General features: G+C 47.2%; 23 protein-coding genes. All 23 read left to right on the plus strand.

Features of this window, described 5'->3' with window-relative positions:
* Positions 1 to 121 precede the first annotated feature (121 nt).
* The 23 genes from CP943_RS09590 (at position 122) to recA (ending at position 24,181) form a co-directional block, all read left to right on the plus strand.
* Positions 122 to 1,084 carry a polysaccharide deacetylase family protein gene (locus CP943_RS09590; RefSeq protein ID WP_075213248.1) on the plus strand — a complete coding sequence of 321 codons (963 nt, stop codon included), beginning with the start codon at positions 122 to 124 and terminating at the stop codon, positions 1,082 to 1,084.
* A 36-nt stretch (positions 1,085 to 1,120) separates the two neighbouring features.
* Positions 1,121 to 2,350 carry a M16 family metallopeptidase gene (locus CP943_RS09595; RefSeq protein WP_025811414.1) on the plus strand — a complete coding sequence of 410 codons (1,230 nt, stop codon included), beginning with the start codon at positions 1,121 to 1,123 and terminating at the stop codon, positions 2,348 to 2,350.
* An 84-nt stretch (positions 2,351 to 2,434) separates the two neighbouring features.
* On the plus strand, positions 2,435 to 2,695 hold the full coding sequence (locus CP943_RS09600) for a YlmC/YmxH family sporulation protein (protein ID WP_003181887.1): 261 nt from the start codon (positions 2,435 to 2,437) through the stop codon (positions 2,693 to 2,695).
* Positions 2,696 to 2,838: 143 nt separating this feature from the next.
* Positions 2,839 to 3,738, plus strand: coding sequence for a dipicolinic acid synthetase subunit A (dpaA, locus tag CP943_RS09605; RefSeq protein WP_075213249.1), 900 nt, complete (start codon positions 2,839 to 2,841; stop codon positions 3,736 to 3,738).
* Positions 3,735 to 4,328: a dipicolinate synthase subunit B gene (gene dpaB / locus CP943_RS09610; protein WP_025811418.1), complete on the plus strand. Its 594-nt coding sequence runs from the start codon at positions 3,735 to 3,737 to the stop codon at positions 4,326 to 4,328. Before dpaA ends, dpaB begins: the two co-directional genes overlap by 4 nt.
* A gap of 126 nt (positions 4,329 to 4,454) precedes the next feature.
* A complete protein-coding gene (gene asd, locus CP943_RS09615; protein ID WP_025811420.1) occupies positions 4,455 to 5,495 on the plus strand; it encodes an aspartate-semialdehyde dehydrogenase in 1,041 nt (346 codons plus the stop codon).
* A 90-nt stretch (positions 5,496 to 5,585) separates the two neighbouring features.
* Entirely contained in the window at positions 5,586 to 6,800 is a 1,215-nt protein-coding gene (gene dapG, locus CP943_RS09620) for an aspartate kinase (RefSeq protein ID WP_020451442.1), read from the plus strand.
* A gap of 30 nt (positions 6,801 to 6,830) precedes the next feature.
* Entirely contained in the window at positions 6,831 to 7,700 is an 870-nt protein-coding gene (gene dapA / locus CP943_RS09625; protein WP_105980940.1) for a 4-hydroxy-tetrahydrodipicolinate synthase, read from the plus strand.
* A gap of 147 nt (positions 7,701 to 7,847) precedes the next feature.
* Positions 7,848 to 9,512 carry a ribonuclease J2 gene (gene rnjB, locus CP943_RS09630; RefSeq protein ID WP_020451444.1) on the plus strand — a complete coding sequence of 555 codons (1,665 nt, stop codon included), beginning with the start codon at positions 7,848 to 7,850 and terminating at the stop codon, positions 9,510 to 9,512.
* 102 nt (positions 9,513 to 9,614) lie between these two features.
* Positions 9,615 to 10,361: a ClpP family protease gene (locus CP943_RS09635; RefSeq protein ID WP_020451445.1), complete on the plus strand. Its 747-nt coding sequence runs from the start codon at positions 9,615 to 9,617 to the stop codon at positions 10,359 to 10,361.
* Complete coding sequence (locus tag CP943_RS09640; protein WP_003181904.1) at positions 10,358 to 10,573, plus strand: YlzJ-like family protein; 216 nt, start codon at positions 10,358 to 10,360, stop codon at positions 10,571 to 10,573. The genes CP943_RS09635 and CP943_RS09640 overlap by 4 nt, the downstream gene beginning before the upstream one ends.
* Positions 10,574 to 10,691: 118 nt before the next feature.
* The gene (locus CP943_RS09645) at positions 10,692 to 13,040 is read left to right on the plus strand and encodes a DNA translocase FtsK (protein WP_023857194.1); all 2,349 of its coding nucleotides are present in this window, start codon (positions 10,692 to 10,694) and stop codon (positions 13,038 to 13,040) included.
* A 132-nt stretch (positions 13,041 to 13,172) separates the two neighbouring features.
* Entirely contained in the window at positions 13,173 to 13,898 is a 726-nt protein-coding gene (locus CP943_RS09650; protein ID WP_105980941.1) for a GntR family transcriptional regulator, read from the plus strand.
* A 135-nt stretch (positions 13,899 to 14,033) separates the two neighbouring features.
* The gene (locus CP943_RS09655; RefSeq protein WP_146910670.1) at positions 14,034 to 15,239 is read left to right on the plus strand and encodes a bacillibactin exporter BcbE; all 1,206 of its coding nucleotides are present in this window, start codon (positions 14,034 to 14,036) and stop codon (positions 15,237 to 15,239) included.
* Positions 15,240 to 15,378: 139 nt separating this feature from the next.
* On the plus strand, positions 15,379 to 16,659 hold the full coding sequence (gene yfmF / locus CP943_RS09660; RefSeq protein WP_020451449.1) for an EF-P 5-aminopentanol modification-associated protein YfmF: 1,281 nt from the start codon (positions 15,379 to 15,381) through the stop codon (positions 16,657 to 16,659).
* The gene (yfmH, locus tag CP943_RS09665) at positions 16,656 to 17,942 is read left to right on the plus strand and encodes an EF-P 5-aminopentanol modification-associated protein YfmH (RefSeq protein ID WP_020451450.1); all 1,287 of its coding nucleotides are present in this window, start codon (positions 16,656 to 16,658) and stop codon (positions 17,940 to 17,942) included. Before yfmF ends, yfmH begins: the two co-directional genes overlap by 4 nt.
* A gap of 87 nt (positions 17,943 to 18,029) precedes the next feature.
* Positions 18,030 to 18,761, plus strand: a complete 732-nt coding sequence (gene ymfI, locus CP943_RS09670) for an elongation factor P 5-aminopentanone reductase (RefSeq protein ID WP_020451451.1) — start codon at positions 18,030 to 18,032, stop codon at positions 18,759 to 18,761.
* 70 nt (positions 18,762 to 18,831) lie between these two features.
* Positions 18,832 to 19,089, plus strand: coding sequence for a DUF3243 domain-containing protein (locus CP943_RS09675; RefSeq protein WP_020451452.1), 258 nt, complete (start codon positions 18,832 to 18,834; stop codon positions 19,087 to 19,089).
* Between the two features lie 247 nt (positions 19,090 to 19,336).
* On the plus strand, positions 19,337 to 20,128 hold the full coding sequence (locus CP943_RS09680) for a YmfK family protein (protein WP_003181917.1): 792 nt from the start codon (positions 19,337 to 19,339) through the stop codon (positions 20,126 to 20,128).
* Positions 20,129 to 20,145: 17 nt separating this feature from the next.
* Complete coding sequence (locus tag CP943_RS09685; protein ID WP_199792124.1) at positions 20,146 to 21,048, plus strand: helix-turn-helix domain-containing protein; 903 nt, start codon at positions 20,146 to 20,148, stop codon at positions 21,046 to 21,048.
* A gap of 66 nt (positions 21,049 to 21,114) precedes the next feature.
* Positions 21,115 to 21,696, plus strand: coding sequence for a CDP-diacylglycerol--glycerol-3-phosphate 3-phosphatidyltransferase (pgsA, locus tag CP943_RS09690; RefSeq protein ID WP_003181921.1), 582 nt, complete (start codon positions 21,115 to 21,117; stop codon positions 21,694 to 21,696).
* Between the two features lie 19 nt (positions 21,697 to 21,715).
* Positions 21,716 to 22,966: a competence/damage-inducible protein A gene (locus tag CP943_RS09695; protein ID WP_020451455.1), complete on the plus strand. Its 1,251-nt coding sequence runs from the start codon at positions 21,716 to 21,718 to the stop codon at positions 22,964 to 22,966.
* A 168-nt stretch (positions 22,967 to 23,134) separates the two neighbouring features.
* The gene (gene recA, locus CP943_RS09700; RefSeq protein ID WP_020451456.1) at positions 23,135 to 24,181 is read left to right on the plus strand and encodes a recombinase RecA; all 1,047 of its coding nucleotides are present in this window, start codon (positions 23,135 to 23,137) and stop codon (positions 24,179 to 24,181) included.
* The last annotated feature ends 308 nt before the right edge of the window (positions 24,182 to 24,489 follow it).

Genomic DNA, 24,489 nt, shown 5'->3' on the forward strand with positions numbered 1-24,489 from the left:
TCTTCGTCTTCAAAGCAAAAGGAAGCCTGGGTAACCCGGCTTCTTTGTTTTAAGCCGTGAAAACGGTCCGGTTCTATCTTGTCCTTTTCTCACATATTTTGTGGGGAAGGGAGGAATACAATTGAAAAGAACGATTGTTCGTGTTTCCGTTTTTTTCTTTCTTTTGCTGATGTCCTATCAGATGATGAACCGTCCGTATTCACAACATTACATAGATGCGATGAAAAAAGATGCGGTCACGGTTGCCGCTCAGAAGGACGAATTGTACCAGGAGCTTTTGCAAAAAGCTCCTGAATATGAAGTAAAGGCCCAGAATGCGAAAATTGATCAAATATGGAAAGCGATTCCCGGCTACAACGGCTTAAAAGTAAACATCGAAAAATCGTACAAAAAAATGAAACGGGCCGGAGCATTTGATGAGAAGCTGCTCGTTTATGATCAAGTGAAACCTGATGTTCATTTAGAATCCTTAAAGCCTGAGCCGATCTACCGCGGACACCCGGATAAACCGATGGTATCGTTTATTATCAATGTCGCTTGGGGTAATGAATATTTGCAGGAGATGCTTCCCGTTTTAGAAAAGCATCGTGTCAAAGCCACCTTTTTTTTGGAGGGCAGATGGGTGAAACATCACCCCGAGCTCGCAAAAGCCATCCAAAACGGCGGACATGAAATCGGAAACCATTCATACAATCATCCGGATATGAGCAAACTGACGAGAGAACGTATTTCAGAACAGCTGCGGATGACAAATGAACAAATAGAGGAAACGCTCGGCGTCAAGCCGAAATGGTTCGCCCCGCCGAGCGGCAGCTTCCGCAAAGAGGTTGTGGATCAGGCTCACAAGATGGGGATGGGAACGATCATGTGGACAGTTGATACGATCGATTGGCAGAAACCGCAGCCGGCCGTCTTACAGCAACGGGTATTAAGCAAAGTACATAACGGCGCCATGATATTAATGCATCCGACAGATCCAACTGCAAAAAGTCTTGCCGTTTTGATACAGAACCTTCATGAAAAAGGCTATCAAATCGGAACTGTTTCACAGCTGATGAATGAAAAAAGGCTTGTTGAAGAATAGGATGTGCGGCCCGTTCTTTGAATAGGAGGAACAAATTTGATTAAACGGTATACTTGTCAAAATGGGGTAAGAATCGTATTCGAAAACAATCCCACTGTCCGGTCTGTGGCCATCGGAGTTTGGATTGGAACCGGATCAAGACATGAAACACCTGAAATTAACGGTATTTCGCACTTTCTTGAGCACATGTTTTTCAAAGGGACTAAAACGCGCACTGCAAGGGACATCGCAGAGTCTTTCGACAGAATCGGCGGACAGGTCAACGCGTTTACCTCAAAGGAATATACGTGCTATTACGCCAAAGTTCTCGATGAGCATGCAAGCTATGCTCTGGAAGTGCTTTCTGACATGTTCTTTCATTCATCATTTGACGAGGAAGAATTGAAAAAAGAAAAAAACGTCGTCTATGAAGAGATTAAAATGTATGAGGACACGCCTGACGACATCGTCCACGATCTCTTGAGCAAAGCGTCATTCGGCAGCCATTCCCTAGGTTATCCGATCCTCGGCACAGAGGAGACGCTTGCTGAATTTGACGGAGATTCGCTCAGAAAATATATGGACGAATATTACACGCCTGACCGCGTCGTCATTTCGATAGCCGGAAATGTGCCGGAAGCTTTTATAAAAGAAGCTGAAAAGCACTTTGGCTCATATGAAGCCAAAGGCAAAAGAACCGGCATGACAAAACCGGATTTTCATCATGAGAAAATGACGCGCAAAAAAGAAACCGAACAGGCTCACCTCTGTCTCGGCTTTAACGGGCTGGAAGCAGGTCACCCGGAAATCTACGATTTGATCGTTCTCAATAATATTTTGGGAGGGAGCATGAGCAGCCGCCTCTTTCAGGATGTCCGGGAAGATAAAGGTCTTGCATATTCCGTGTTCAGCTACCACACTTCCTATGAAGACAGCGGCATGATGACGATCTACGCCGGAACCGGCGCAAATCAGCTTCAGCTTCTGTCAGAAACGATTCATGAAACACTGCGTGTGCTGAAAAGCGACGGAATTACACCGAAAGAGCTTGAAAACAGCAAAGAGCAAATGAAAGGCAGCCTGATGCTCAGTCTCGAAAGCACAAACAGCAAAATGAGCCGCAACGGCAAAAATGAGCTTTTGCTCGGCAAACACCGGACGCTTGATGAAATCATCGAAAAGTTGAATGCCGTCAGCCTTGAGCGTGTGAACAATCTTGCCAACCGGATTTTCACCGATGATTACTCGTCTGCATTGATCAGCCCGTCGGGTGAGCTGCCGAAATAATACCTCGTTAAAACATGCTTGTCTTTTTAGGCAGGCATGTTTTTTGTTATCGGTTCATACATCATAACAAAAGGGGGTTTTTTCATGAGGCTGAGTGAGCTTTCGGGAAAAGAAATCGTCGATGTTAAGCGGGCTGAACGGCTTGGCGTACTGGGGCAGACGGATCTTGAGATCAATGAGCAGGACGGACAGATTACCGCTCTTATTATCCCTTCTGTAAAATGGTTCGGACTTGGCAGAAAACAGGGGAATGACATCAAGGTGCCCTGGTCGCAAATTCAAAAAATCGGATCGGATATGATCATTTTGGATGTGCCGGAAAGCAGCGTGACAAAAGAAGAATAAGCAAGCCTAGAACACCCGCCCGTCCCTTGGGGCGGGCTTTTTGTTTTTCTGGATTTCAATTCACCGCTATTTCCTTTTTGTCATATGATGAAATTAGCTTATGAATTAGATCCTTGTCAAAAAAGAAGGTGAATGTTAGAGCCATGTTAACCGGATTAACGATTGCAATCATCGGCGGCGATGCAAGGCAGCTCGAGATCATCCGCAAGCTGACGGAACAGGATGCAAAGGTCTTTTTAATCGGTTTTGACCAGCTTGATCACGGGTTTACCGGAGCTACAAAACTAAAGCTGAACGAACTCGACTTTGGCACAATAGACAGCATTATTCTGCCTGTATCAGGCACATCGATGGAAGGAACGGTTGCGACTGTTTTTTCCAATGAAAAAGTGGTGTTAAAACAGGAACATTTAGAAAAAACTCCGCCTCACTGTGCGATTTATTCAGGGATTTCAAACCGGTATTTAGACGGCATGGCCAAAGGGGCAAACCGCCGTCTTGTCAAGCTCTTTGAAAGAGACGATATTGCGATATACAACTCGATACCTACAGTCGAAGGTGCCATTATGATGGCCATACAGCATACAGACTTTACGATTCACGGCTCGAATGTGATGGTTCTCGGGCTCGGGCGGACGGGAATGAGCATCAGCCGGACGTTCTCGGCGCTCGGAGCACGCGTAAAAGTCGGAGCGCGCGACTCCGCCCACCTCGCCAGAATCTTGGAGATGGGCCTCACTCCTTTCCACACAAACGAACTTGCAGAGCATGTTGAAAATATCGACATTTGCATCAATACCATTCCAAGCCTGATTCTCGATAAACACGTCCTCTCACGAATGACACCCAGAACATTAATTCTCGATTTAGCAACCCGTCCCGGAGGCACCGATTTTGATTTTGCTGAAAAGCAAGGCATTAAAGCGCTGCTTGCTCCGGGACTCCCCGGGATCGTCGCGCCTAAAACGGCGGGACAGATTATTGCCAATGTTTTGTGCAACCTTTTGTCTGAATTAACAACCGACCGAAAGGGGCTGTCATAATGTCGATCAAAGGAAAAAGAATCGGATTTGGTCTGACGGGTTCACATTGCACGTATGATGCTGTATTTCCGCAAATCGAAGCGCTGATCAACAATGGAGCTGAAGTGAGACCGGTCGTCACACATACTGTCAAATCGACGGACACACGCTTTGGAGAAGGAGAAGAATGGGTCAGGAGAATAGAGGAACTGACTGGATTTAAAGTCATTGATTCCATTCCGAAAGCGGAGCCTCTCGGACCGAAAACTCCGCTGGACTGCATGGTTGTTGCGCCACTGACGGGAAATTCGATGAGCAAGCTCGCAAACGCCCAGACGGACAGTCCGGTTCTCATGGCGGCCAAGGCGACGATGAGAAACTCCCGTCCCGTTGTCCTCGGTATTTCAACGAATGATGCGCTCGGCTTGAACGGCGTCAACTTAATGAGGCTGATGGCGGCAAAAAACGTTTACTTTATTCCGTTCGGCCAGGATGATCCTTATAAAAAGCCGAATTCGCTCGTCGCCAAAATGGATCTTTTAGTGCCGGCGGTCGAAGAAGCGCTCTCCCATAAACAAATGCAGCCTATCCTGGTCCACAGTGATCAATAAATCTTTTGAAAATAAAGTTGTAACAAAAAATATCAATCACCACGGCACACATCTATGTTAAAATAAAATGTAAAATGCATAGTCAACCAATCGTTTACGACGATTAAGGTGGAAGGAGTTTTACAATTGGGCAGAGGATTACATGTAGCAGTAGTTGGTGCGACAGGCGCTGTAGGACAGCAAATGTTAAAAACACTAGAAGACAGGAATTTTGAACTGGATAAACTGACTTTATTATCCTCAAAACGTTCAGCAGGTACGAAGCAGACTTTCAAAGGCGAAGAGTACACTGTAGAAGAAGCTCGTCCAGAGAGCTTTGAAGGCGTCAACATCGCGCTTTTCAGCGCTGGGGGAAGCGTTTCGCAGGCGCTTGCTCACGAGGCTGTCAAACGCGGGGCGATCGTTATTGATAATACGAGCGCGTTCCGAATGGACCAAAACACTCCGCTCGTCGTACCTGAGGTCAATGAGGCAGATTTGCACAAGCACAACGGCATTATTGCAAATCCGAACTGTTCAACAATCCAGATGGTTGTTGCGCTCGAACCGATCCGCAAGGCTTTCGGTTTAAACAAAATCATCGTGTCGACTTATCAGGCGGTGTCGGGAGCCGGAAACGAAGCGGTAAAAGAGCTCTACGGGCAAACCGAAGCCATTTTGAACGACAAACCGTTCGAGCCTGAGATCATGCCGGTGAAGAGTGATGAAAAACACTACCAAATCGCATTTAACGCTATTCCTCAAATCGATAAATTCCAGGAAAACGGCTTTACGTTTGAGGAAATGAAAATGATAAATGAAACGAAAAAAATCATGCACATGCCTGAGCTTCAAGTTTCAGCCACATGTGTCAGACTGCCGGTTGCAACAGGGCATTCAGAATCCGTCTACATCGAAACAGACCGTGATGATGTGACAGCAGAAGATATTAAAAATCTGTTAAAAGAAGCTCCAGGCGTCGTTCTGCAGGATGATCCGGCTGAACAGGTCTATCCGATGCCTGCAGATGCAGTAGGAAAAAGAGACGTGTTTGTCGGCCGGGTGAGAAAAGACCTTGACCGCCCGAACGGTTTCCATCTGTGGATCGTTTCCGACAACCTGCTGAAAGGCGCAGCATGGAATTCCGTACAAATCGCAGAAAGCCTAAAAGCTTTAAATTTAGTTTAAGATTTCTAACGGGATGTGAGAAGAGAGTGAGGCAAAAATGAAAGCCTGCTCTCTTCTGTTACGTCCGAAATCAACTTGGAGTGAAATAAAGTGAAAATCATCGTTCAAAAATTCGGCGGAACGTCTGTAAAAGATGACCGCGGCAGAAAGCTTGCCTTAAGCCATATTCAGGAAGCGGTCAATGAAGGATACAAAGCGGTTGTCGTCGTATCGGCCATGGGCCGGAAAGGCGATCCGTATGCGACTGATTCATTGCTTGATCTGCTTTACGGCGGACAGGATACGATTACCGAGCGCGAGCAGGATATGCTTTTATCATGCGGAGAAACGATTTCCTCTGTTGTGTTCGCCAGCATGCTTTTGGAAAACGGGATTAAAGCAGCTGCTTTAACCGGTGCGCAAGCGGGCTTTTTAACGGACAACAACCATACGAATGCAAAGATTCTCGAAATGAAGCCGGAGCGGCTTGTCAGCATGCTGGCCGACCATGATGCGGTTGTCGTCGCAGGCTTCCAAGGCGCGACTGCAAAAGGGGACATTACAACGATCGGCCGCGGCGGAAGCGATACATCGGCCGCTGCGCTCGGCGCGGCGCTGGACGCGGAATTTATCGATATTTATACAGATGTCGAAGGCGTCATGACCGCTGATCCGCGCATCGTTGAAAAAGCGAAGCCACTGCCTGTGATTACCTATACGGAAATCTGTAATTTAGCCTATCAGGGGGCCAAGGTGATCCACCCGAGAGCCGTTGAAATCGCAATGCAGGCGAAAGTGCCGATCCGCGTGCGTTCAACCTATTCAAACGAGACGGGCACGCTCGTCACAAGCCATCACAACTCAAAAGCCGGAAGCGACGTTTTTGAGCGGCTTATCACTGGCATCGCCCATGTGAAAGACGTGACACAGTTTAAAGTCCCGGCAAAAGAAGGACAATATAACGTACAGACTGAAGTGTTTAAAGCGATGGCGAATGCCGGCATCAGCGTCGATTTCTTCAATATTACACCAAGTGAAATTGTCTACACGGTGGCTGGAAACATGACCGACCGCGCCTCTGGCATCCTGAAAGAATTGGGCTATGAACCGGCCGTGACAAGAAATTGCGCGAAAGTGTCAGCAGTTGGCGCGGGAATTATGGGCGTTCCGGGCGTTACCTCAAAAATCGTTACCGCTTTATCAGAAAAAGGCATTCCGATCTTGCAGTCTGCTGACAGCCATACGACGATATGGGTGCTCGTGCACGAGAAAAATATGGCGACGGCCGTGAATGCGTTGCATGAAGTGTTTGAACTGTCAAAATAAATATGATTGAATCATGATGAGGTGAAAAAAATGAATTTCGGAAATATCGCAACCGCAATGGTTACGCCCTTTGACAAAAATGAAAATATCGATTTTCAAAAACTGTCAAAGCTGATCGATTATTTAATAAACAATGGGACGGATTCCCTGGTGGTTGCCGGAACAACCGGAGAATCGCCGACGCTTTCCGAAGAAGAAAAGGTAGCGCTCATTCAATATTCCGTCAAGGAAGCGGCAGGCCGCGTCCCGATCATCGCCGGCACGGGAAGCAACAACACGAAAGCGTCGATCAAGCTGACGAAAAAAGCTGAAGAAGCCGGCGCTGACGCCGTCATGCTCGTCACTCCGTACTACAACAAGCCTTCTCAGGAAGGCATGTACCGCCATTTCAGAGCGATTGCGGAGGAAACGTCACTGCCTGTCATGCTTTATAATGTACCGGGAAGAACGGCTGCTTCGCTCGCACCGGAAACGACGATCCGCCTTGCGGAGATCCCGAATATCATTGCGATTAAAGAAGCGAGCGGCGACTTAGATGCGATTACAAAAATCGTAGCTGAAACCCCTGAGGACTTTGCCGTTTATTCAGGAGATGACAGCCTGACACTGCCGGCCTTGTCCGTAGGAGCGAGAGGAATCGTTTCCGTTGCATCACATATCATCGGACCGGAAATGCAGGAAATGATCAAACATTATACAGAGGGGAACACGGCTCAGGCTGCTTTGATCCACCAAAAGCTGCTTCCGCTGATGAAAGGGCTTTTTGCCGTACCGAATCCGTCTCCATTAAAGACGGCTCTTCAGCTGAAGGGTCTTGATGTCGGGTCCGTCCGGCTCCCTTTGATTCCGCTAAATGAAGATGAACGACTCCGTTTAAGCAGCCTGATGAACGGCCTGTAAAAAACAATACGGACGAAAACGGTCATTCTCTTTTGGAGGGGATGACCGTTTGTCATATACATAATGGTTCTTGTTTTCTAAATTTAGATTCAGGTATAATAGGGACAAGTGATGATGGACGGGTACTTAGATTAGGAGGATTACAATTTGAAAAAAAATACAGAAAATATTAGAATCATCGCCTTAGGAGGCGTCGGAGAGATCGGAAAAAACCTTTATGTCATTGAAATCGATTCTGACATATTCGTGGTTGACGCCGGTCTCATGCATCCAGAAAATGAAATGCTGGGTATCGATGTGGTCATTCCTGACATTTCATATTTAATTGAACGATCTGACCGCGTAAAGGCGATTTTTCTCACACACGGGCATGAGGAAAACATCGGCGGCGTATTTTACTGCCTGAACAAACTTTCTGTGCCTGTTTACGGAACGAAGCTGACGCTCGCCCTTTTAAAGGAAACGCTGAAGCAGTACGGTGTAAACAAAAAGCCCGATTTAAGAGAAATTCATTCAAAATCTGTTATTACATTTGAATCGACAAAGGTGTCATTCTTTAAAACAAATCACAGCATTCCGGATTCCGTCGGTGTCAGCTTTAAAACATCCCTCGGGTCCATCGTGTGCACTGGCGATTTTAAATTTGACCAGACACCTGTTTTAAACCAGACAAGCGACATCGGCGAAATTGCCAAAATCGGCAACAGCGGTGTGCTGTGCCTGCTTTCCGACAGTGCCAATGCTGAGAAACCGGGCTATACGCCTTCAGAAGCAGTCGTCGGCGGAGAGATATCCGATGTAATGTACAATGCCGAAAACCGCGTCATTATTGCCGTGTTCGCGTCTAACTTTAACCGGATTCAGCAGGTCATTGATGCTGCGCTCCAAAACGGCAGGAAGCTTGCGGTTTCAGGAAAAAATATTTCGACGATACTCCAGCTGGCGATGAAGCTCGGGTATGTCACGGCAGATGAAGATCTGTTCATCCCTGTCCAGGAAGTTAAAAAGTATCCGAAAAGAGAAGTCGCGATTTTGACAGGGGACAACCATGGAGAGCCGCTCGCCGCATTGACCAGGATCGCAAAACAAGGGCATAAGCAGCTCGACATTGAGAAAGGGGATACCGTCCTGATCGCATCCTCCCCTATTCCGGGTCAGGAGCTTGTCTACTCCAAAGCGGTCGACCTCTTAACAAGAGCGGGCGCGCAGGTCGTTTTCGCCCAAAAACGCGTCCATGTATCAGGCCATGGCTGTCAGGAAGAACTGAAGCTGATGCTCAACCTGCTGAAGCCGAAGTATTTAATCCCCGTAAACGGTGAATACAGAATGCAAAAAGCGCATTCCAAGCTTGCCGAAGAAATCGGTATGAAACGGAGCGACATTTTCCTGATTGAAAAAGGAGACGTCGTGGAATTCCGCGGACAAAACGTGAAAATCGGCGATAAAGTGCATTCAGGCAATATTTTGATCGATGGACTCGGTGTCGGCGACATCGGCAATATCGTGCTCAGAGACCGCCGTCTTCTGTCCCAGGACGGAATCTTAATCGTTGTGATTACTCTTGATAAAAAGAAAAAACATCTTGTATCAGGACCCGAAATTATCACGAGAGGTTTTGTCTATGTCAGAGAATCTGAACAGCTGATCGTTGAAGCGACGGAACTTGTCAGGGAACTCGTCAACGAAAGCACAGAAAACGCCGTCGTCGAATGGTCCGCCTTAAAACAGGCGATGCGTGACGCACTAAACCAGTTCCTATACGAAAAAACGAAACGAAAACCAATGATCATTCCAATCATCATGGAAGTATAAAACCAAGAGATTTCTCTTGGTTTTTTTTCATGCCTTTTGCGTTGAATGAAAAAAACGCCATTGTCCATAATACAAAAGAAACTCGAGAAAGAGGTGAGCCAGATGGACTCAAACCGGATACAAAACGGGGACAGCCAGGGGGAGCAGCCGGCTAAGCCGGACGCAAAAGACAGTCTCGTCAACAAAATCCAGCAGCTCGGCGAAACGACACTCCCGCAAATGGGTCAGGATACCAACATTCACTGTCTGACCATTATCGGGCAAATTGAAGGTCACGTACAGCTTCCTCCCCAAAATAAAACAACAAAATATGAACACGTGATTCCCCAGATCGTTGCAGTAGAGCAGAATCCTAAAATCGAAGGGCTGCTCATCATCTTAAACACGGTCGGAGGAGACGTTGAAGCGGGTCTTGCGATTGCGGAAATGCTGGCGTCTCTGTCAAAGCCGACGGTCTCTATCGTGCTGGGCGGCGGACATTCAATCGGAGTTCCAATTGCGGTGTCCTGCGACCACAGCTATATCGCTGAAACAGCGACGATGACGATCCATCCGGTCAGACTGACAGGGCTTGTCATCGGTGTGCCGCAGACATTTGAGTATCTCGATAAAATGCAGGAAAGGGTCATCAATTTCGTGACAAGTCATTCGAACATATCGGAAGACAAATTTAAAGAACTGATGTTTTCAAAAGGCAATTTGACCCGCGATATCGGGACGAATGTCGTAGGAAACGATGCCGTGAAATACGGATTAATCGATGAAACCGGCGGAGTCGGACAGGCGATTCAAAAGCTGAATGAATTAATCGAACAAAACAAAGGCGCCCAGGAAGGGATGATCCAATGATTCTGTATACAACAATGCCGCAGGAAATCGTGTTCGCAGGGCAGGCGGAAAACTCGAACCTAAAACAGATCGATGTCAACGGCGTGCCCCTTTTAGTCGAAATGAACGGAGAGGAAGCAAGAGTCGTCCAAGTTCTCAGCACGAACCCGATGGATTTTTTAAAACAAGAAACAGCACCTGGGCAGACGCTTAAACTGACATTTTATAAATAGCTGAAGTGTCGCAAGGATAAATATGCTATAATAGGGGAATCCAGAGGAAAATCGCAGCCGAAAAAGGCTGCTTTCTCTTTGTTTTTACATTTTTTAACACGCAGTAAGGTGATGGAACATGGCAAAAAGAAAACGAAAATCAACAAAGAAACAAAAACAAGGAAAAAAACGGATTCATCTTAAATTTGAATTGTACGGATTAATCTGTATCGCCATCTCGATTATTGCGGTTTTGCAGCTTGGCGTAGCAGGGCAAACGTTCATTTACATGTTCCGCTTTTTCGCCGGTGAATGGTTCATCCTTTGCTTTCTCGGCCTTTTTTTAACGGGTGTGTCTTTATTTTGGAAGAAGAAAACACCCAGTTTTTTAACAAGGAGAAAAGCGGGCCTTTACTGCATCATCGCAAGCATGCTGCTTCTTTCCCATGTCCAGCTGTTTCAGCATTTGACCGAAAGGGGAATCGTTCAGTCTCCGAGCGTAATCCAAAATACGTGGGAGCTGTTTCTGATGGATGTAAAAGGCGAGACAGGATCACCTGATCTTGGAGGCGGAATGATTGGAGCCGTTTTATTTGCGGCGTCATACTTTCTGTTTGCATCTGCAGGGTCTAAAATCATCGCCGTCTTCCTGATCTTGATCGGCCTTCTTTTGATTACGGACCGTTCGTTGCAGGAGACGCTGATCAAATGGATGACCCCGGTCGCCTCCTTCATTAAAAACCAGTGGCAGGCCTTTTTAGCAGACATTAAACAATTGAAAAGCAGCTCGCCCAAAAAGAAATCAGGAAAAAAACAAAAGGCGCAGAGAAAACCGAAAGTGTCTGAAGAGCCTGTACAAGAAGCGGAGCTTGATCCAGATCCGGTGATTCAGTCAGAACCGATTATTTCAAGCTTTTCCGACCGTGATGAAAAACCCGAAGTTCAAGCGTACGAAGCTCAGGCGCCTGCCCCTGCCGAGCATTCTCCTGAGCCTGAAGCCGGTGAGGACATGCAGGCTACAGGCGCGCCCGAGATCACGTTCACAGAGCTTGAAAACAAGGATTATCAGCTTCCGTCGATTCAATTGCTGGATGAGCCGAAGCACACAGGGCAGCAGGCGGATAAAAAGAATATTTACGACAATGCCAGGAAGCTGGAAAAGACGTTTCAAAGCTTTGGAGTTAAGGCGAAAGTCACCCAGGTTCATCTCGGCCCGGCCGTAACGAAATATGAAGTCTATCCTGATGTGGGCGTCAAAGTCAGCAAAATTGTCAATTTAAGTGATGACTTGGCTCTTGCGCTCGCGGCCAAAGATATCCGCATCGAAGCCCCGATTCCCGGAAAATCGGCGATTGGAATCGAAGTCCCGAATGCGGAAGTCGCGATGGTTTCCTTGAAAGAAGTGCTCGAATCGAAACTGAATGACCGGCCGGATGCAAAGCTGATGATCGGGCTCGGACGGAACATTTCCGGAGAAGCTGTATTGGCAGAGCTGAACAAAATGCCCCATCTTCTTGTTGCAGGAGCGACAGGAAGCGGGAAAAGCGTCTGTGTCAACGGGATTATTACAAGCATTTTGATGAGGGCAAAGCCCCACGAAGTGAAGATGATGATGATCGACCCGAAAATGGTCGAGCTCAACGTCTACAACGGGATTCCGCATTTGCTCGCGCCCGTCGTGACAGATCCAAAAAAAGCATCGCAGGCTTTGAAGAAAGTCGTCAACGAAATGGAGCGGCGCTACGAATTGTTTTCTCACACGGGAACGAGAAATATCGAAGGGTATAACGACTATATTAAACGGATGAATGCCGCAGAAGAAGCAAAGCAGCCGGAGCTGCCATACATCATTGTGATCGTGGACGAGCTTGCCGACCTGATGATGGTCGCTTCCTCTGATGTGGAAGACTCGATCACAAGGCTTTCGCAAATGGCAAGGGCGGCGGGAATCCATCTGATCATCGCGACGCAGCGGCCTTCGGTCGATGTCATTACAGGGGTTATTAAAGCCAATATTCCGTCAAGGATCGCTTTCAGCGTATCGTCGCAGACAGACTCCAGAACGATTCTTGATATGGGAGGCGCTGAAAAACTTCTCGGCAGAGGGGACATGCTGTTCCTGCCTGTCGGCGCCAACAAACCGCTCCGCGTCCAAGGGGCCTTCCTGTCAGATGAAGAAGTTGAAAAAGTTGTCGATCACGTCATCACCCAGCAAAAAGCCCAATACCAAGAAGAAATGATTCCAGAAGAGACGCAGGAAACGGTCAGCGAAGTGACAGACGATCTTTACGACGAAGCGGTTGCGCTTGTCGTCAGCATGCAGACGGCGTCCGTGTCCATGCTGCAAAGGAGATTCCGCATCGGCTACACAAGAGCGGCGCGGCTTATCGATGCCATGGAAGAGCGGGGAATCGTCGGCCCTTATGAAGGTTCAAAGCCCCGTGAAGTCCTCTTGTCAAAAGAGCAATACGAAGAACTCTCTTCTTAAGAAGAGAGTTCTTGTTTTACATAATTTTATTATGTAAACTGGAAAACGTCTATTTATTTATTTGACAAAACATGATATAGTTATCCTCAATTAAAGGTAATTTGAATCTGATCTGTCAGACGGAGGGAAAACATGTCGATAAAAGCTGACAATCAACGGTTATGTTTAAAAGTGATTGATCGGATAAAAGATGATATTCAAAATGGGGTCTTTTGCGAGAATGAACGGCTCCCGTCTGAGTTTGAGCTGTCAAAGATGCTTGGTGTGAGCAGAACGGCTTTGCGTGAAGCGCTTAGAATGCTGGAAGAAGAAAACGTCATCATCAGAAGGCACGGAGTCGGATGCTTTGTAAATGCCAGGCCGTTATTTCTATCTGGTATTGAGCAGCTGAACAGCGTCACAAAAATGATCGAGCAGGCAAGCATGACGCCGGGAACCATTTTTATGTCTTCACGGGTTACCGCTCCTACCGAAGAAGATATGCTCCGGTTTCAATATGCGGAAGAAACCGAGATCTTTTTGCTTGAGCGGGTGAGAACGGCAAATGGAATGCCTGTTGTCTACTGTCTTGATAAAATACCTGTGGATATCCTCCCGGAAGGCTTTTCACACGAGCAGGAATCGATGTTTGAATGGCTTGAGGACAAATCCGGCGCCGTGATCAGCTATGCTGTTGCCGATATTGTGCCGATCGGGTATCACGACACCATTTCTCAAATTCTCGAATGCGATCCTGAAACATCTTTGCTGCTGCTCAAACAGACTCATTATGACCAAAACGATAAGCCCGTTTTATATTCTTTAAACTATTTTCGGGCCGATAAATTCAGATTTCACGTCGTCAGAAAACGTTTTTGATATACGGGCGCTCGATTAGGAGCGGCTGTTTTTTTTTGCCCATTAGCGTCCATACATAAATAAGCCCGCATCACGGAACAATAACAGATGGAAATACTGATGAATGGGTGAAAAAAGTTGAGCAGAAAAAAAGACATGAAAAGCATTGTTGCGCTGTCTTCGGTCCCGCTTGTGATGACGTTAGGCAATTCAATGCTGATTCCGGTTTTGCCGATGATTGAAAAAAAATTAAACATTTCTTCGTTCCAAGTGTCGCTGATCATCACGGTTTACTCTATCGTGGCGATTTTATGCATCCCGATTACCGGCTATATGTCAGATCGGTTCGGAAGAAAAAAGATCATGCTCCCATGTCTTGTAATCGCGGGAGCTGGAGGAGCTTTGGCAGGTTTGGCTTCAACTTTTTTCAAAGATCCGTTTGCGATGATTTTAGCCGGGCGCGTCCTTCAAGGTATCGGATCAGCCGGCGCAGCCCCGATCGTCATGCCGTTTATCGGCGATCTTTTTCAAAAAGATGAAGAAATCAGCGCGGGACTCGGAGATATAGAGACGGCCAATACTGCCGGTAAAGTATTAAGCCCGATATTAGGGGCTTTTTTAGCATCTTGGGTTTGGTACATGCCATTTTGGTTTATTCCGGTCGTGTCTCTTGCCAGCTTTTTTCTCGTCTTGTTCTTTGTTCCCAAACCGAAGGACAAAGATGATGAAAAGCAAACATTAAAAAACTTCGCAAAAAACGTACAGGAGATATTTAAACGGGAAGGACGATGGCTTGTTTCCATTTTTGTCATCGGCGGGATCATTATGTTTCTTTTATTCGGAGTTCTCTTCTACCTGTCGGATACATTGGAGAAGCAGCATCAAATTGACGGGATTGCAAAAGGAGCGCTTCTCAGCATTCCGCTGCTTTTCCTTTCCGTCAGCTCCTACCTTGCCGGAAAGCTGATCGGAAACGACAAAATCAGAATGAAGGCCTGCGTACTGACCGGCATGGTCCTGCTGTCTCTGTCGTTTGCCGGTTTGTGGTGGAACCACAGCTTTTACCCGCTGTTTTTATTTATGTCCATCGGCGGCATCGGGATCGGAATTGCACTCCCTTCTTTGGATGCGCTCATTACCGAGGGAATTGAAAAAGAAGAACGCGGCACGATATCTTCGTTTTACAACAGTATGCGGTTTATCGGGGTTGCGCTCGGACCGCCGGTTTTCGCCTATATGATGACAAATGCGGATTGGCTGATATTCATCGTATCGCTTTTGTGCGGTTTAGCCGCCTTAGCGCTTGTGCTGTTTAATATCGACCCGAAAGAAGACGAAAGTGAAGCGGCAAAGACGGTGTAAATCTGCACCGTCTTTTTCATAAGGTTTTTAGTTTCCTTAAATCTCCTCCAGTTGATATAATTACAACCATACAGTCCAAGCGCATATGATGAAATGTGGTCATAATACATAATATAAACAAGGACGAAGGAGGTTCTATATGACATACCTTAACGAAATAAAAAGAAAGCACCGCGGATTGACAAGCCACATCGTCAAAACGGAAAAATTCAAAACCGTCTCGATTATTTTTAAAATGCTTGCTCCTTTAACAAAGGAAGATGTGACAGAGAGGGCGCTTTTTCCGCATGTGCTTTTGCGGGGAACGGGCACCCGCCCCAAAACTTCAGAACTCAGAATGTATCTTGATGAACTTTACGGCACTTCCGTATCATGCGATCTCTCCAAAAAAGGGGAAATGCATGTTATTACATTCAGGCTCGATATCGCAAACGAAAAATTTTTAAAGGATCAGACACCGCTTCTGGAAAAAGGGCTCGAGCTTTTGTCAGAGATCATTTTTTCGCCGGCGCTTGAAGACGGAGCTTTTCTGCCGCTGTACGTGTCTCAGGAAAAACGCACACTAAAGCAAAGAATACAGGCGGTATATAACGACAAAATGCGCTATTCAAATTTGAGGCTGATTCAGGTGATGTGCAAAGATGAGCCATACGCGCTTCACGTCAACGGAGAGCTTGATGATGTGGACGGCATCACGCCTCAAAGCCTGTATGAAGCTTATCAAAAAGCGGTCACAGAAGACCAGCTCGACATTTACGTCGTTGGGGATGTGGATGAACAGCAGGTGGATTCGTACATTTCCAAATACTTCGAAGTAAACGAGCGGGAGCTGAGACCCGTTCCCAAGCTTGAGCAAATCCGCGCAAAGGAGCCTCAGGAAGTCGTCGAGGATGCGGATGTCAAGCAAGGCAAGCTGAACATGGGATTTCGGACGGGAACGCATTTTACGGATGATGATTATCCGGCGCTTCAGCTGTTTAACGGTTTGTTTGGCGGATTTTCACATTCAAAGCTGTTTATTAATGTCAGGGAAAAGGCCAGCCTTGCGTATTATGCGGCTTCCAGAATCGAAAGCTTTAAAGGGCTGATGATGGTGATGTCGGGGATTGAAGTCGGCAATTATCAAAAAGCCGTCGACATCATCAAGGAGCAGTTCCAGGAAATGAAAAAAGGCAGCTTTACAGAAGAAGCGATCGACCAGACGAAAGCGGTCATTAAAAACCAGATTCTTGAAACGCTTGATACACCGTACGGCTTAGTCGAATTTATTTATCAGCAGGCTGCCGCCCAAACCGAATTTTCTCTTGAAGACTGGCTTGGACGAATCGACAACGTCAGAAAAGCCGAGATTATCGAAGTCGGGAAGAAAATCGATTTGGATACAACGTACTTTCTCAAAGGGACGGAGGGAGCATCTTGACGAAAACGATCGAATTTAAACAGCTGAAGGAATCATTATATTACGAAAAAATGCCTGGCGGCCTCGATGTCTATGTTCTTCCGAAAGAAGGATTTAACAAGACATATGCGGTCTTTACAACAAAATACGGATCGATTGACAATCAGTTTGTCCCGCTTGGAAAAGAAGAAATGGTCCGTGTGCCTGACGGAATCGCACACTTTTTGGAGCATAAGCTCTTCGAAAAAGAAGACGGCGATGTTTTTCAGCAATTCAGCAGGCAGGGAGCTTCGGCAAATGCGTTTACCTCCTTTACCAGAACGGCCTACCTGTTTTCGAGCACGTCCAACGTGGAAGAAAACTTGGAAACGCTCGTCGATTTTGTGCAGGACCCTTACTTTACGGAAAAAACGGTTGAGAAGGAAAAAGGCATCATCGGGCAGGAAATCAACATGTATGACGACAACCCAGACTGGCGTCTGTTTTTCGGCTTGATCGAAAACATGTACCAGGAGCATCCTGTCCGGATTGATATCGCAGGCACGATCGAAAGCATCTCGCATATTACAAAAGACCTTTTGTACGAATGCTATGAGACGTTCTATCACCCGAGCAATATGCTGCTGTTTGTCGTTGGTCCGGTCGATCCCGAAGCGATCATCCGCCAGGTCCGCGAAAATCAGCAGAAAAAGCCGTATACAGACCAGCCTGAAATCGTTCGCAAAGAAGTTGAAGAGCCTGGAGCCGTATTCAAAAAAGAACAGGAAATTAAAATGAATGTTCAAAGCTCAAAATGTCTCGTCGGTTTAAAAAGCGCTCATCCGATGAATACGGGAGAAGCCCTGCTGAAGCATGAGCTGACCATCAACCTCATTCTCGAGTGCCTGTTCGGCAAAAGCTCCAGCGATTATGAAAGAATTTATGAAAAAGGATATATCGATGAGACATTCAGCTATGACTATACTGAAGAACACGGATTTGGTTTCGTCTCTGTCGGCGGCGATACGCCTGAGCCCGACAAGCTTGCCGAGGAGCTGAAACAAGTGCTGTTCAAGGCGAAAGAAACGATCACAGCCGAAAAGCTGGAGCTGGCTAGAAAGAAAAAAATCGGCAATTTCTTAAAATCGATGAATTCGCCTGAGTATATCGCCAACCAGTTTACACGGTACGCTTTTCTGGAGACGAGTCTGTTTGATATCGTCACTGTACTCGAATCGATTACGCTTGAGGACGTTCACCGCGTCATTCAGGAAGAAATCGAAGAAGACAGAATCACCGTCTGCAAAGTCGTTCCAAAATCATAAAGCAAGGTCTGAAAGTTCAGCGTGTCAGGAGATTTTCCGATGCACGCTGAACCTTTCTTCTTTTGAACGGAAAGGTGGAAACATAGTATGACAAAACTCGCTCTTATCACCGGTGCAAGCGGCGGAATCGGGCAAAGCATCAGCGAAAAGCTGGCGCAAAACGGGTATGATCTTCTCCTCCATTACCATACAAATGAGCAGGCAGCCGCAGCACTTGCAGAAAGGCTGTCACATACATACGGCATTCACGCCGAAATCATTCACGGCGACCTATCCGACCCCGGCGGCGCAAAAGCCGTTTCCGCTTCCATCGGCGGGCGGGCGCTTGACGGCATCGTCTTAAACAGCGGTCAAAGCTTTCGCGGACTTGTGACAGACATGACTGATGAGGCTGTGCAGGACATGGTGCAGCTTCATGTCTCAAGCCCGTTTCTGTTGACGAGGAATCTGCTGCCGGCGATGATCAGGAAAAAATCCGGTGCCATTGTAGCCGTCAGCTCCATTTGGGGTGAAACAGGGGCGTCGTGCGAAGTTTTATACAGCATGACAAAAGGCGCGCAAAATGTGTTTGTCAAAGCCCTTGCAAAAGAGCTTGCGCCAAGCGGCATCAGAGTCAACGCCGTTTCTCCGGGCGCTGTGAAAACAAGGATGATGGGCTCGTTTTCAAAAGAGGAAGAAGAGATGATCGCCGATGAGATTCCGATGGGAAGGCTCGCCGAAGCCGAAGAGGTTGCCGACGCCGTGCTGTTTCTGCTCTCGGCTAAGGCATCTTATATCACGGGTCAAATTTTGTCAGTTAATGGCGGCTGGCATTGTTAAAAACATGTATAGTTTGCGGTCCCCCAGAGAATAATAAGGCTGTAACTTCAAGAGAATGGAGGGGCCTGATATGTCCGTACTGGATAATTGGGATCAGTGGAAAAACTTTTTGGGCGACCGTTTGAACTATGCCCAAGAAAGAGGAATGTCAAACGAAACCATCTCAGATCTCGCATATGAGATCGGCGATTATTTGGCCGGTGAGGTTGATTCAAAAAACCATCAAGAACGAGTGCTCGCGGACCTTTGGAGCGTGGCTTCCGAAGAAGAGCAGCGCGCCATTGCGAATGTGATGGTTAAGCTTGTTGAAAACAACGGCTCGCATTAAGGAGAGAGTGTGTTCACTCTCTCTTTTTTATAGGCGCGGCTTTGTCAGCGGCACCGCTTTTGTTGTTTGCTTTCCGCCCCGATAGGGTAAACATCATCCAGGCGCCGTTACAGCGGGTTTTTCCCGATTATGGGAAACGGACGTTTTTCTTATTTAATCACAACATTCTGCTTTCTAATTGAGACAAAATGCTTTATGATAAAGGAAGGTAAATTTTTGCCACGATGATGGGTAGGGAGGTTATCATTTGGCAAAGCTCGAATGGTACTTAGAATATGAAATACAAGTCAACCGTCCCGGACTTCTGGGAGATATATCCTCTTTATTGGGGATGCTTTCAATTAATATTGTGACCATTAACGGCGTCGATACTCAAAGAAGAGGCCTCTTGTTAAAATGCCGTCATATAGATCAGATTAAGCGACTGGAATCGATTCTGAACACGATGGATACGATTAAAGTGACGAAGCTCCGCGAGCCGAAGCTTCGCGACCGTCTCGCTGTAAGGCACGGCCGCTATATCCAGCGGGATGCAGACGATAAAAAAACGTTCCGGTTTGAACGCGACGAGCTTGGCTTGCTTGTCGATTTTATGGCTGAGCTGTTTAAAAAAGACGGGCACAAGCTGATCGGGATCAGGGGAATGCCCCGCGTCGGCAAGACGGAATCAATTGTCGCTTCAAGCGTCTGTGCAAGCAAAAGGTGGCTTTTTGTTTCTTCGACACTGCTGAAGCAAACGATCAGAAGCCAGCTGATTGCCGATGAGTACAGTCCGGAGAATGTTTTCATTTTGGACGGCATTGTGTCGACGAGAAGAGGATCTGAACGCCATTTGCAGCTCGTCAGTGAGATCATGCGGCTGCCGGCGACCAAAGTTGTCGAGCATCCGGACATTTTCGTGCAAAATACGGAATATACGATGGACGATTTTGATTACATCATCGAATTGCGTAACAGCCCCGATGAGGTGATTACATATGAACATGCTGAAGAACCGCAGATGTTTGACCATTCAGGTTTTTCCGGCTTTGATTTTTAAAATGGAAGGTGTTTGTTGTGACTGAACTAGGAAATCGGCTGAAAGAAGCCAGAGAGGAAAAAGGGATGTCATTGGACGATCTTCAGGCGGCCACAAAGATCCAAAAAAGGTATTTAACGGCCCTTGAAGAAGGAAACTATGATATCATTCCGGGAAAATTTTATGTGCGGGCTTTTATCAAGCAGTACGCCGAAGCTGTCGGCCTCGACTCGGAGCTCTTGTTTGAAGAGTTTAAAAAAGATATCCCTAATTCTTACAATGATGAGGTTTCTGAGAAGCTTTCTTCAATCAAGCCGCAGAGAGAGCTGCCCAAGTCTGCCTCAAAAGCGCTTGAACTTTTGCCTACCCTGCTTGTGGCAGCCGGCGTTATCGTTGTGATCGCGATCATTTACGTCATCGTTCAGGCTGTAAACGGCGGAGGCAACCAGCAGGCTGAAGAGCCTAAGACAGAGGAATCGCAAAGCAAGTATGACGTCTCAAAAGATTCCCCGCTGACAAAGGGAAATCAACAGAACACGGATGCGCAGAAAGACAGCGCTGAAGGCGACAAAGAAAAAAAGGATCAGCAGTCTGATGAGAACGACAAGCTGACCATGAAAGCGACCGCAAGCGAAGGCTCTTCCACAACTTATGAAGTATCAGGATCCGACAAGCTGGAGCTTGAAGTAAAGGCAAACGCAAACTCATGGGTCAGGGTGCGCGACGAGAAAGGAAGCTCCCTTAAAGAAGGAATGATGGAAAAAGGAGAAACCTTTCAAAAGAATATTACCGATCAATCGCAAATTGATTTGCGGATCGGATATGCGCCGGGCGTTGAAATTAAAATCAACGGAGAAGTTCTTTCTTACAAGCTCGATCCTAAGACTGTGATGACACAAAACATAACGATTCAAAATAAAAAGGAGGAAAAGTCATCTTAATTGCACAGATGACTTTTTCTTGCGTTCATCATCATTAGGAAAACATACATATCTGGAGGAACCTTTATGTTTAATCTACCGAATAAAATCACGCTTTCTAGAATCGCATTAATTCCTGTTTTTATGGTCATCATGCTTGTGCCGTTTCAGTGGGGGGCTGTCTCCTTCGGCAGCGAGTCGATTCCGGTCACCCATTTGATCGGCGCACTGTTGTTTATTTTTGCTTCTGTCACCGATTGGGTTGACGGCTATTACGCGAGAAAGCTGAACCTTGTAACAAACTTTGGGAAATTTCTTGACCCGCTTGCAGACAAGCTGCTCGTGTCTTCCGCTTTAATTATTCTGGTGCATTACCATCTTGCTCCGGCCTGGATGGCCATTGTCATTATCAGCCGGGAATTTGCCGTAACGGGACTGCGGCTCGTCCTTGCGGGAACAGGGGAAGTCGTCGCGGCCAACATGCTTGGAAAAGTGAAAACATGGGCTCAGATCATCGCCATCTCTGCTCTTTTGCTTCACAATCTTCCATTTGAGCTTGTATCCTTCCCGTTCGGATCGCTTGCTTTATGGGTGGCTGTCTTTTTCACAGTCGTATCAGGATGGGATTATTTCGCTAAAAACTGGGATGCTTTAAAAACATCGAACTAAACGTGGGGAAGTGGAAACAATGAAGTTGGAAAGAAAAGCGGAAATTATCGCTGTCGGTTCTGAGCTTCTGCTCGGACAAATCGCTAATACAAATGCTCAGTTTATCAGCAGGCATTTGGCCGAAATCGGCATTAACGTCTTTTATCACACGGCGGTGGGAGATAACCCGGAACGCCTTAAACAAGTCATTCAGACAGCTCAGAAAAGGTCTGACTTCATCATTTTTTCGGGAGGCCTCGGACCGACGAAAGACGATTTGACAAAAGAAACGATCGCTGAAGTTGTCGGGCGCCCTCTTAAGCTCGACGATGAAGCCTTCGAATCGATTCAGGATTACTTCAGAAAAACGAACCGGGAGATGTCGCCGAACAACCGCAAACAGGCGTTGATCCTCGAAGGATCCGATGTTCTGCCGAACCGCTTCGGGATGGCTCCGGGAATGCTGCTTGAGCATGAATCGCGCTTTTATATGCTCTTGCCGGGACCTCCGAAAGAGCTGGAGCCGATGTTTGAAAACGAAGCGAAGCCGCTGATTTTGGAAAAGCTCGGCTCGAAGGAAAAGATCGTGTCAAGGGTGCTGCGGTTCTTCGGCATCGGAGAATCCCAGCTTGAAACCGATTTGGAAGATCTCATCGATGCGCAGACTAATCCGACAATCGCCCCGCTTGCGGCCGACGGGGAAGTCACGCTCAGGCTCACGGCAAAGCATGCGGATCCGAAGGAGACAAACCGCTTGTTAAAAGAAACGGAAGACCTCATCCTGGAGCGGGTCGGAGAGTTCTTTTACGGGTATGATGATACATCTCTTGCAGAAGAGCTTGCGAAAGCATGCAGGAGCAAGGGAATGACCTTGGCCGCTGCGGAAAGCTTTACAGGCGGGCTTTTTTCCACCTGGCTGACGGAAATGAGCGGCGCTTCCGAATATTTCAAAGGCGGTGCCGTCTGCTACACAAACGAATTGAAAGTTTCAGCGGCCGGCGTTGCTGAAGACACGCTGCAGCGCTACGGTGCGGTCAGCGCGCAATGCGCAAAAGAGCTCGCCGCAGGCATCAGAGTCAAAACAGGAAGCGATATCGGCATCAGCTTTACTGGAGTAGCCGGGCCGAATACGCAAGAAGGCCATCCGGCAGGAAAGGTGTTTATCGGCATCTCCGTGAAGGACCAGGCTGAAGAAGCGTTCGAATTTCAGTTCGCCGGATCCAGGTCTGCGGTGCGAAAGCGTTCTGCCAAATACGGCTGCCATCTGTTGCTGAAAATGATGGAAAAATAAGCGGAAACCGGATTTTCGGTATATCTTTCTTATGAAAAAAGTCATTCCATTTTAGGAGATCGATTTTTTCCTCTTAAAAAAATCGAATATGCGTTCGCTTTTTTCTTGGCAAATCCGCGCAAACAAGGTATAGTAGATATAGCGGAAGTGATAAAGGAGGAAAATAGAATGAGTGATCGTCAGGCAGCCTTAGATATGGCGCTTAAACAAATAGAAAAGCAGTTTGGTAAAGGTTCGATTATGAAACTCGGCGAACAAACTGAAACGAGAATTTCAACAGTTCCGAGCGGTTCTTTAGCGCTCGACACGGCTCTTGGAGTGGGCGGATACCCGCGCGGCCGGATTATTGAAGTATACGGGCCTGAAAGCTCCGGTAAAACGACGGTGGCGCTTCATGCGATTGCCGAAGTTCAGCAGCAGGGCGGACAGGCGGCGTTCATCGACGCCGAGCACGCGCTCGACCCCGTCTATGCACAAAAGCTGGGCGTCAACATTGATGAGCTTTTGCTGTCACAGCCTGATACGGGCGAGCAGGCGCTTGAAATCGCCGAAGCTCTTGTCAGAAGCGGAGCGGTGGATATCGTTGTCATCGACTCTGTGGCAGCGCTTGTGCCGAAAGCTGAAATCGAAGGAGATATGGGGGATTCCCACGTCGGTTTGCAGGCCAGACTGATGTCTCAAGCGCTTCGTAAGCTTTCCGGAGCGATCAATAAATCGAAGACCATCGCGATCTTTATTAACCAGATTCGTGAAAAAGTCGGCGTCATGTTTGGAAATCCTGAGACGACGCCAGGCGGAAGAGCGCTGAAATTCTACTCTTCTGTCCGCCTTGAAGTGCGCCGCGCAGAGCAGCTGAAACAAGGCAACGATGTCATGGGGAACAAGACGAAAATCAAAGTCGTGAAAAACAAAGTGGCCCCTCCATTCCGGACTGCCGAAGTGGACATTATGTACGGGGAAGGGATTTCAAAAGAAGGGGAAATCATCGATCTCGGAACAGAGCTTGACATCGTTCAGAAGAGCGGTGCATGGTACTCTTATCAGGAGGAACGTCTTGGTCAAGGCCGTGAAAATGCCAAACAGTTCCTGAAAGAAAACAAGGACATCCTTTTGATGATTCAAGAGCAGATCCGGGAGCACTACGGTTTGGACACTGGAGGCGTTGCTCCTGCTCAGGAAGACGAGGCCCAAGCTCAAGAAGAACTCGAATTTTAATCATGAAACATGTCAAAGGCTGCCGGCCCGATCGGCAGCCTTTTCCTTTCATCTGCGCATTCAGACGCAGCTCCTTTGTCCATCTCCTTCATCCGCGCCGTTTGAAAAGGCGTTTAATCCGGAAACGTTAAGACCGTAAGCTTGACAAGTATTTCCCACACAATTACAATGAAATTGTATCACTTGTTTTTCTTAACATGATTGATAAACATTTAAACTTGACAAGGGCTGTGAAGCCGCTTCACTCCCTGTGAAGGTTCTGTATGTTGAGAAGAAGTACAATGTACATGCCGACACTTACTTTTAGC

This window comes from Bacillus paralicheniformis, from assembly GCF_002993925.1.
GTDB classification, from domain to species: Bacteria; Bacillota; Bacilli; order Bacillales; family Bacillaceae; genus Bacillus; species Bacillus paralicheniformis.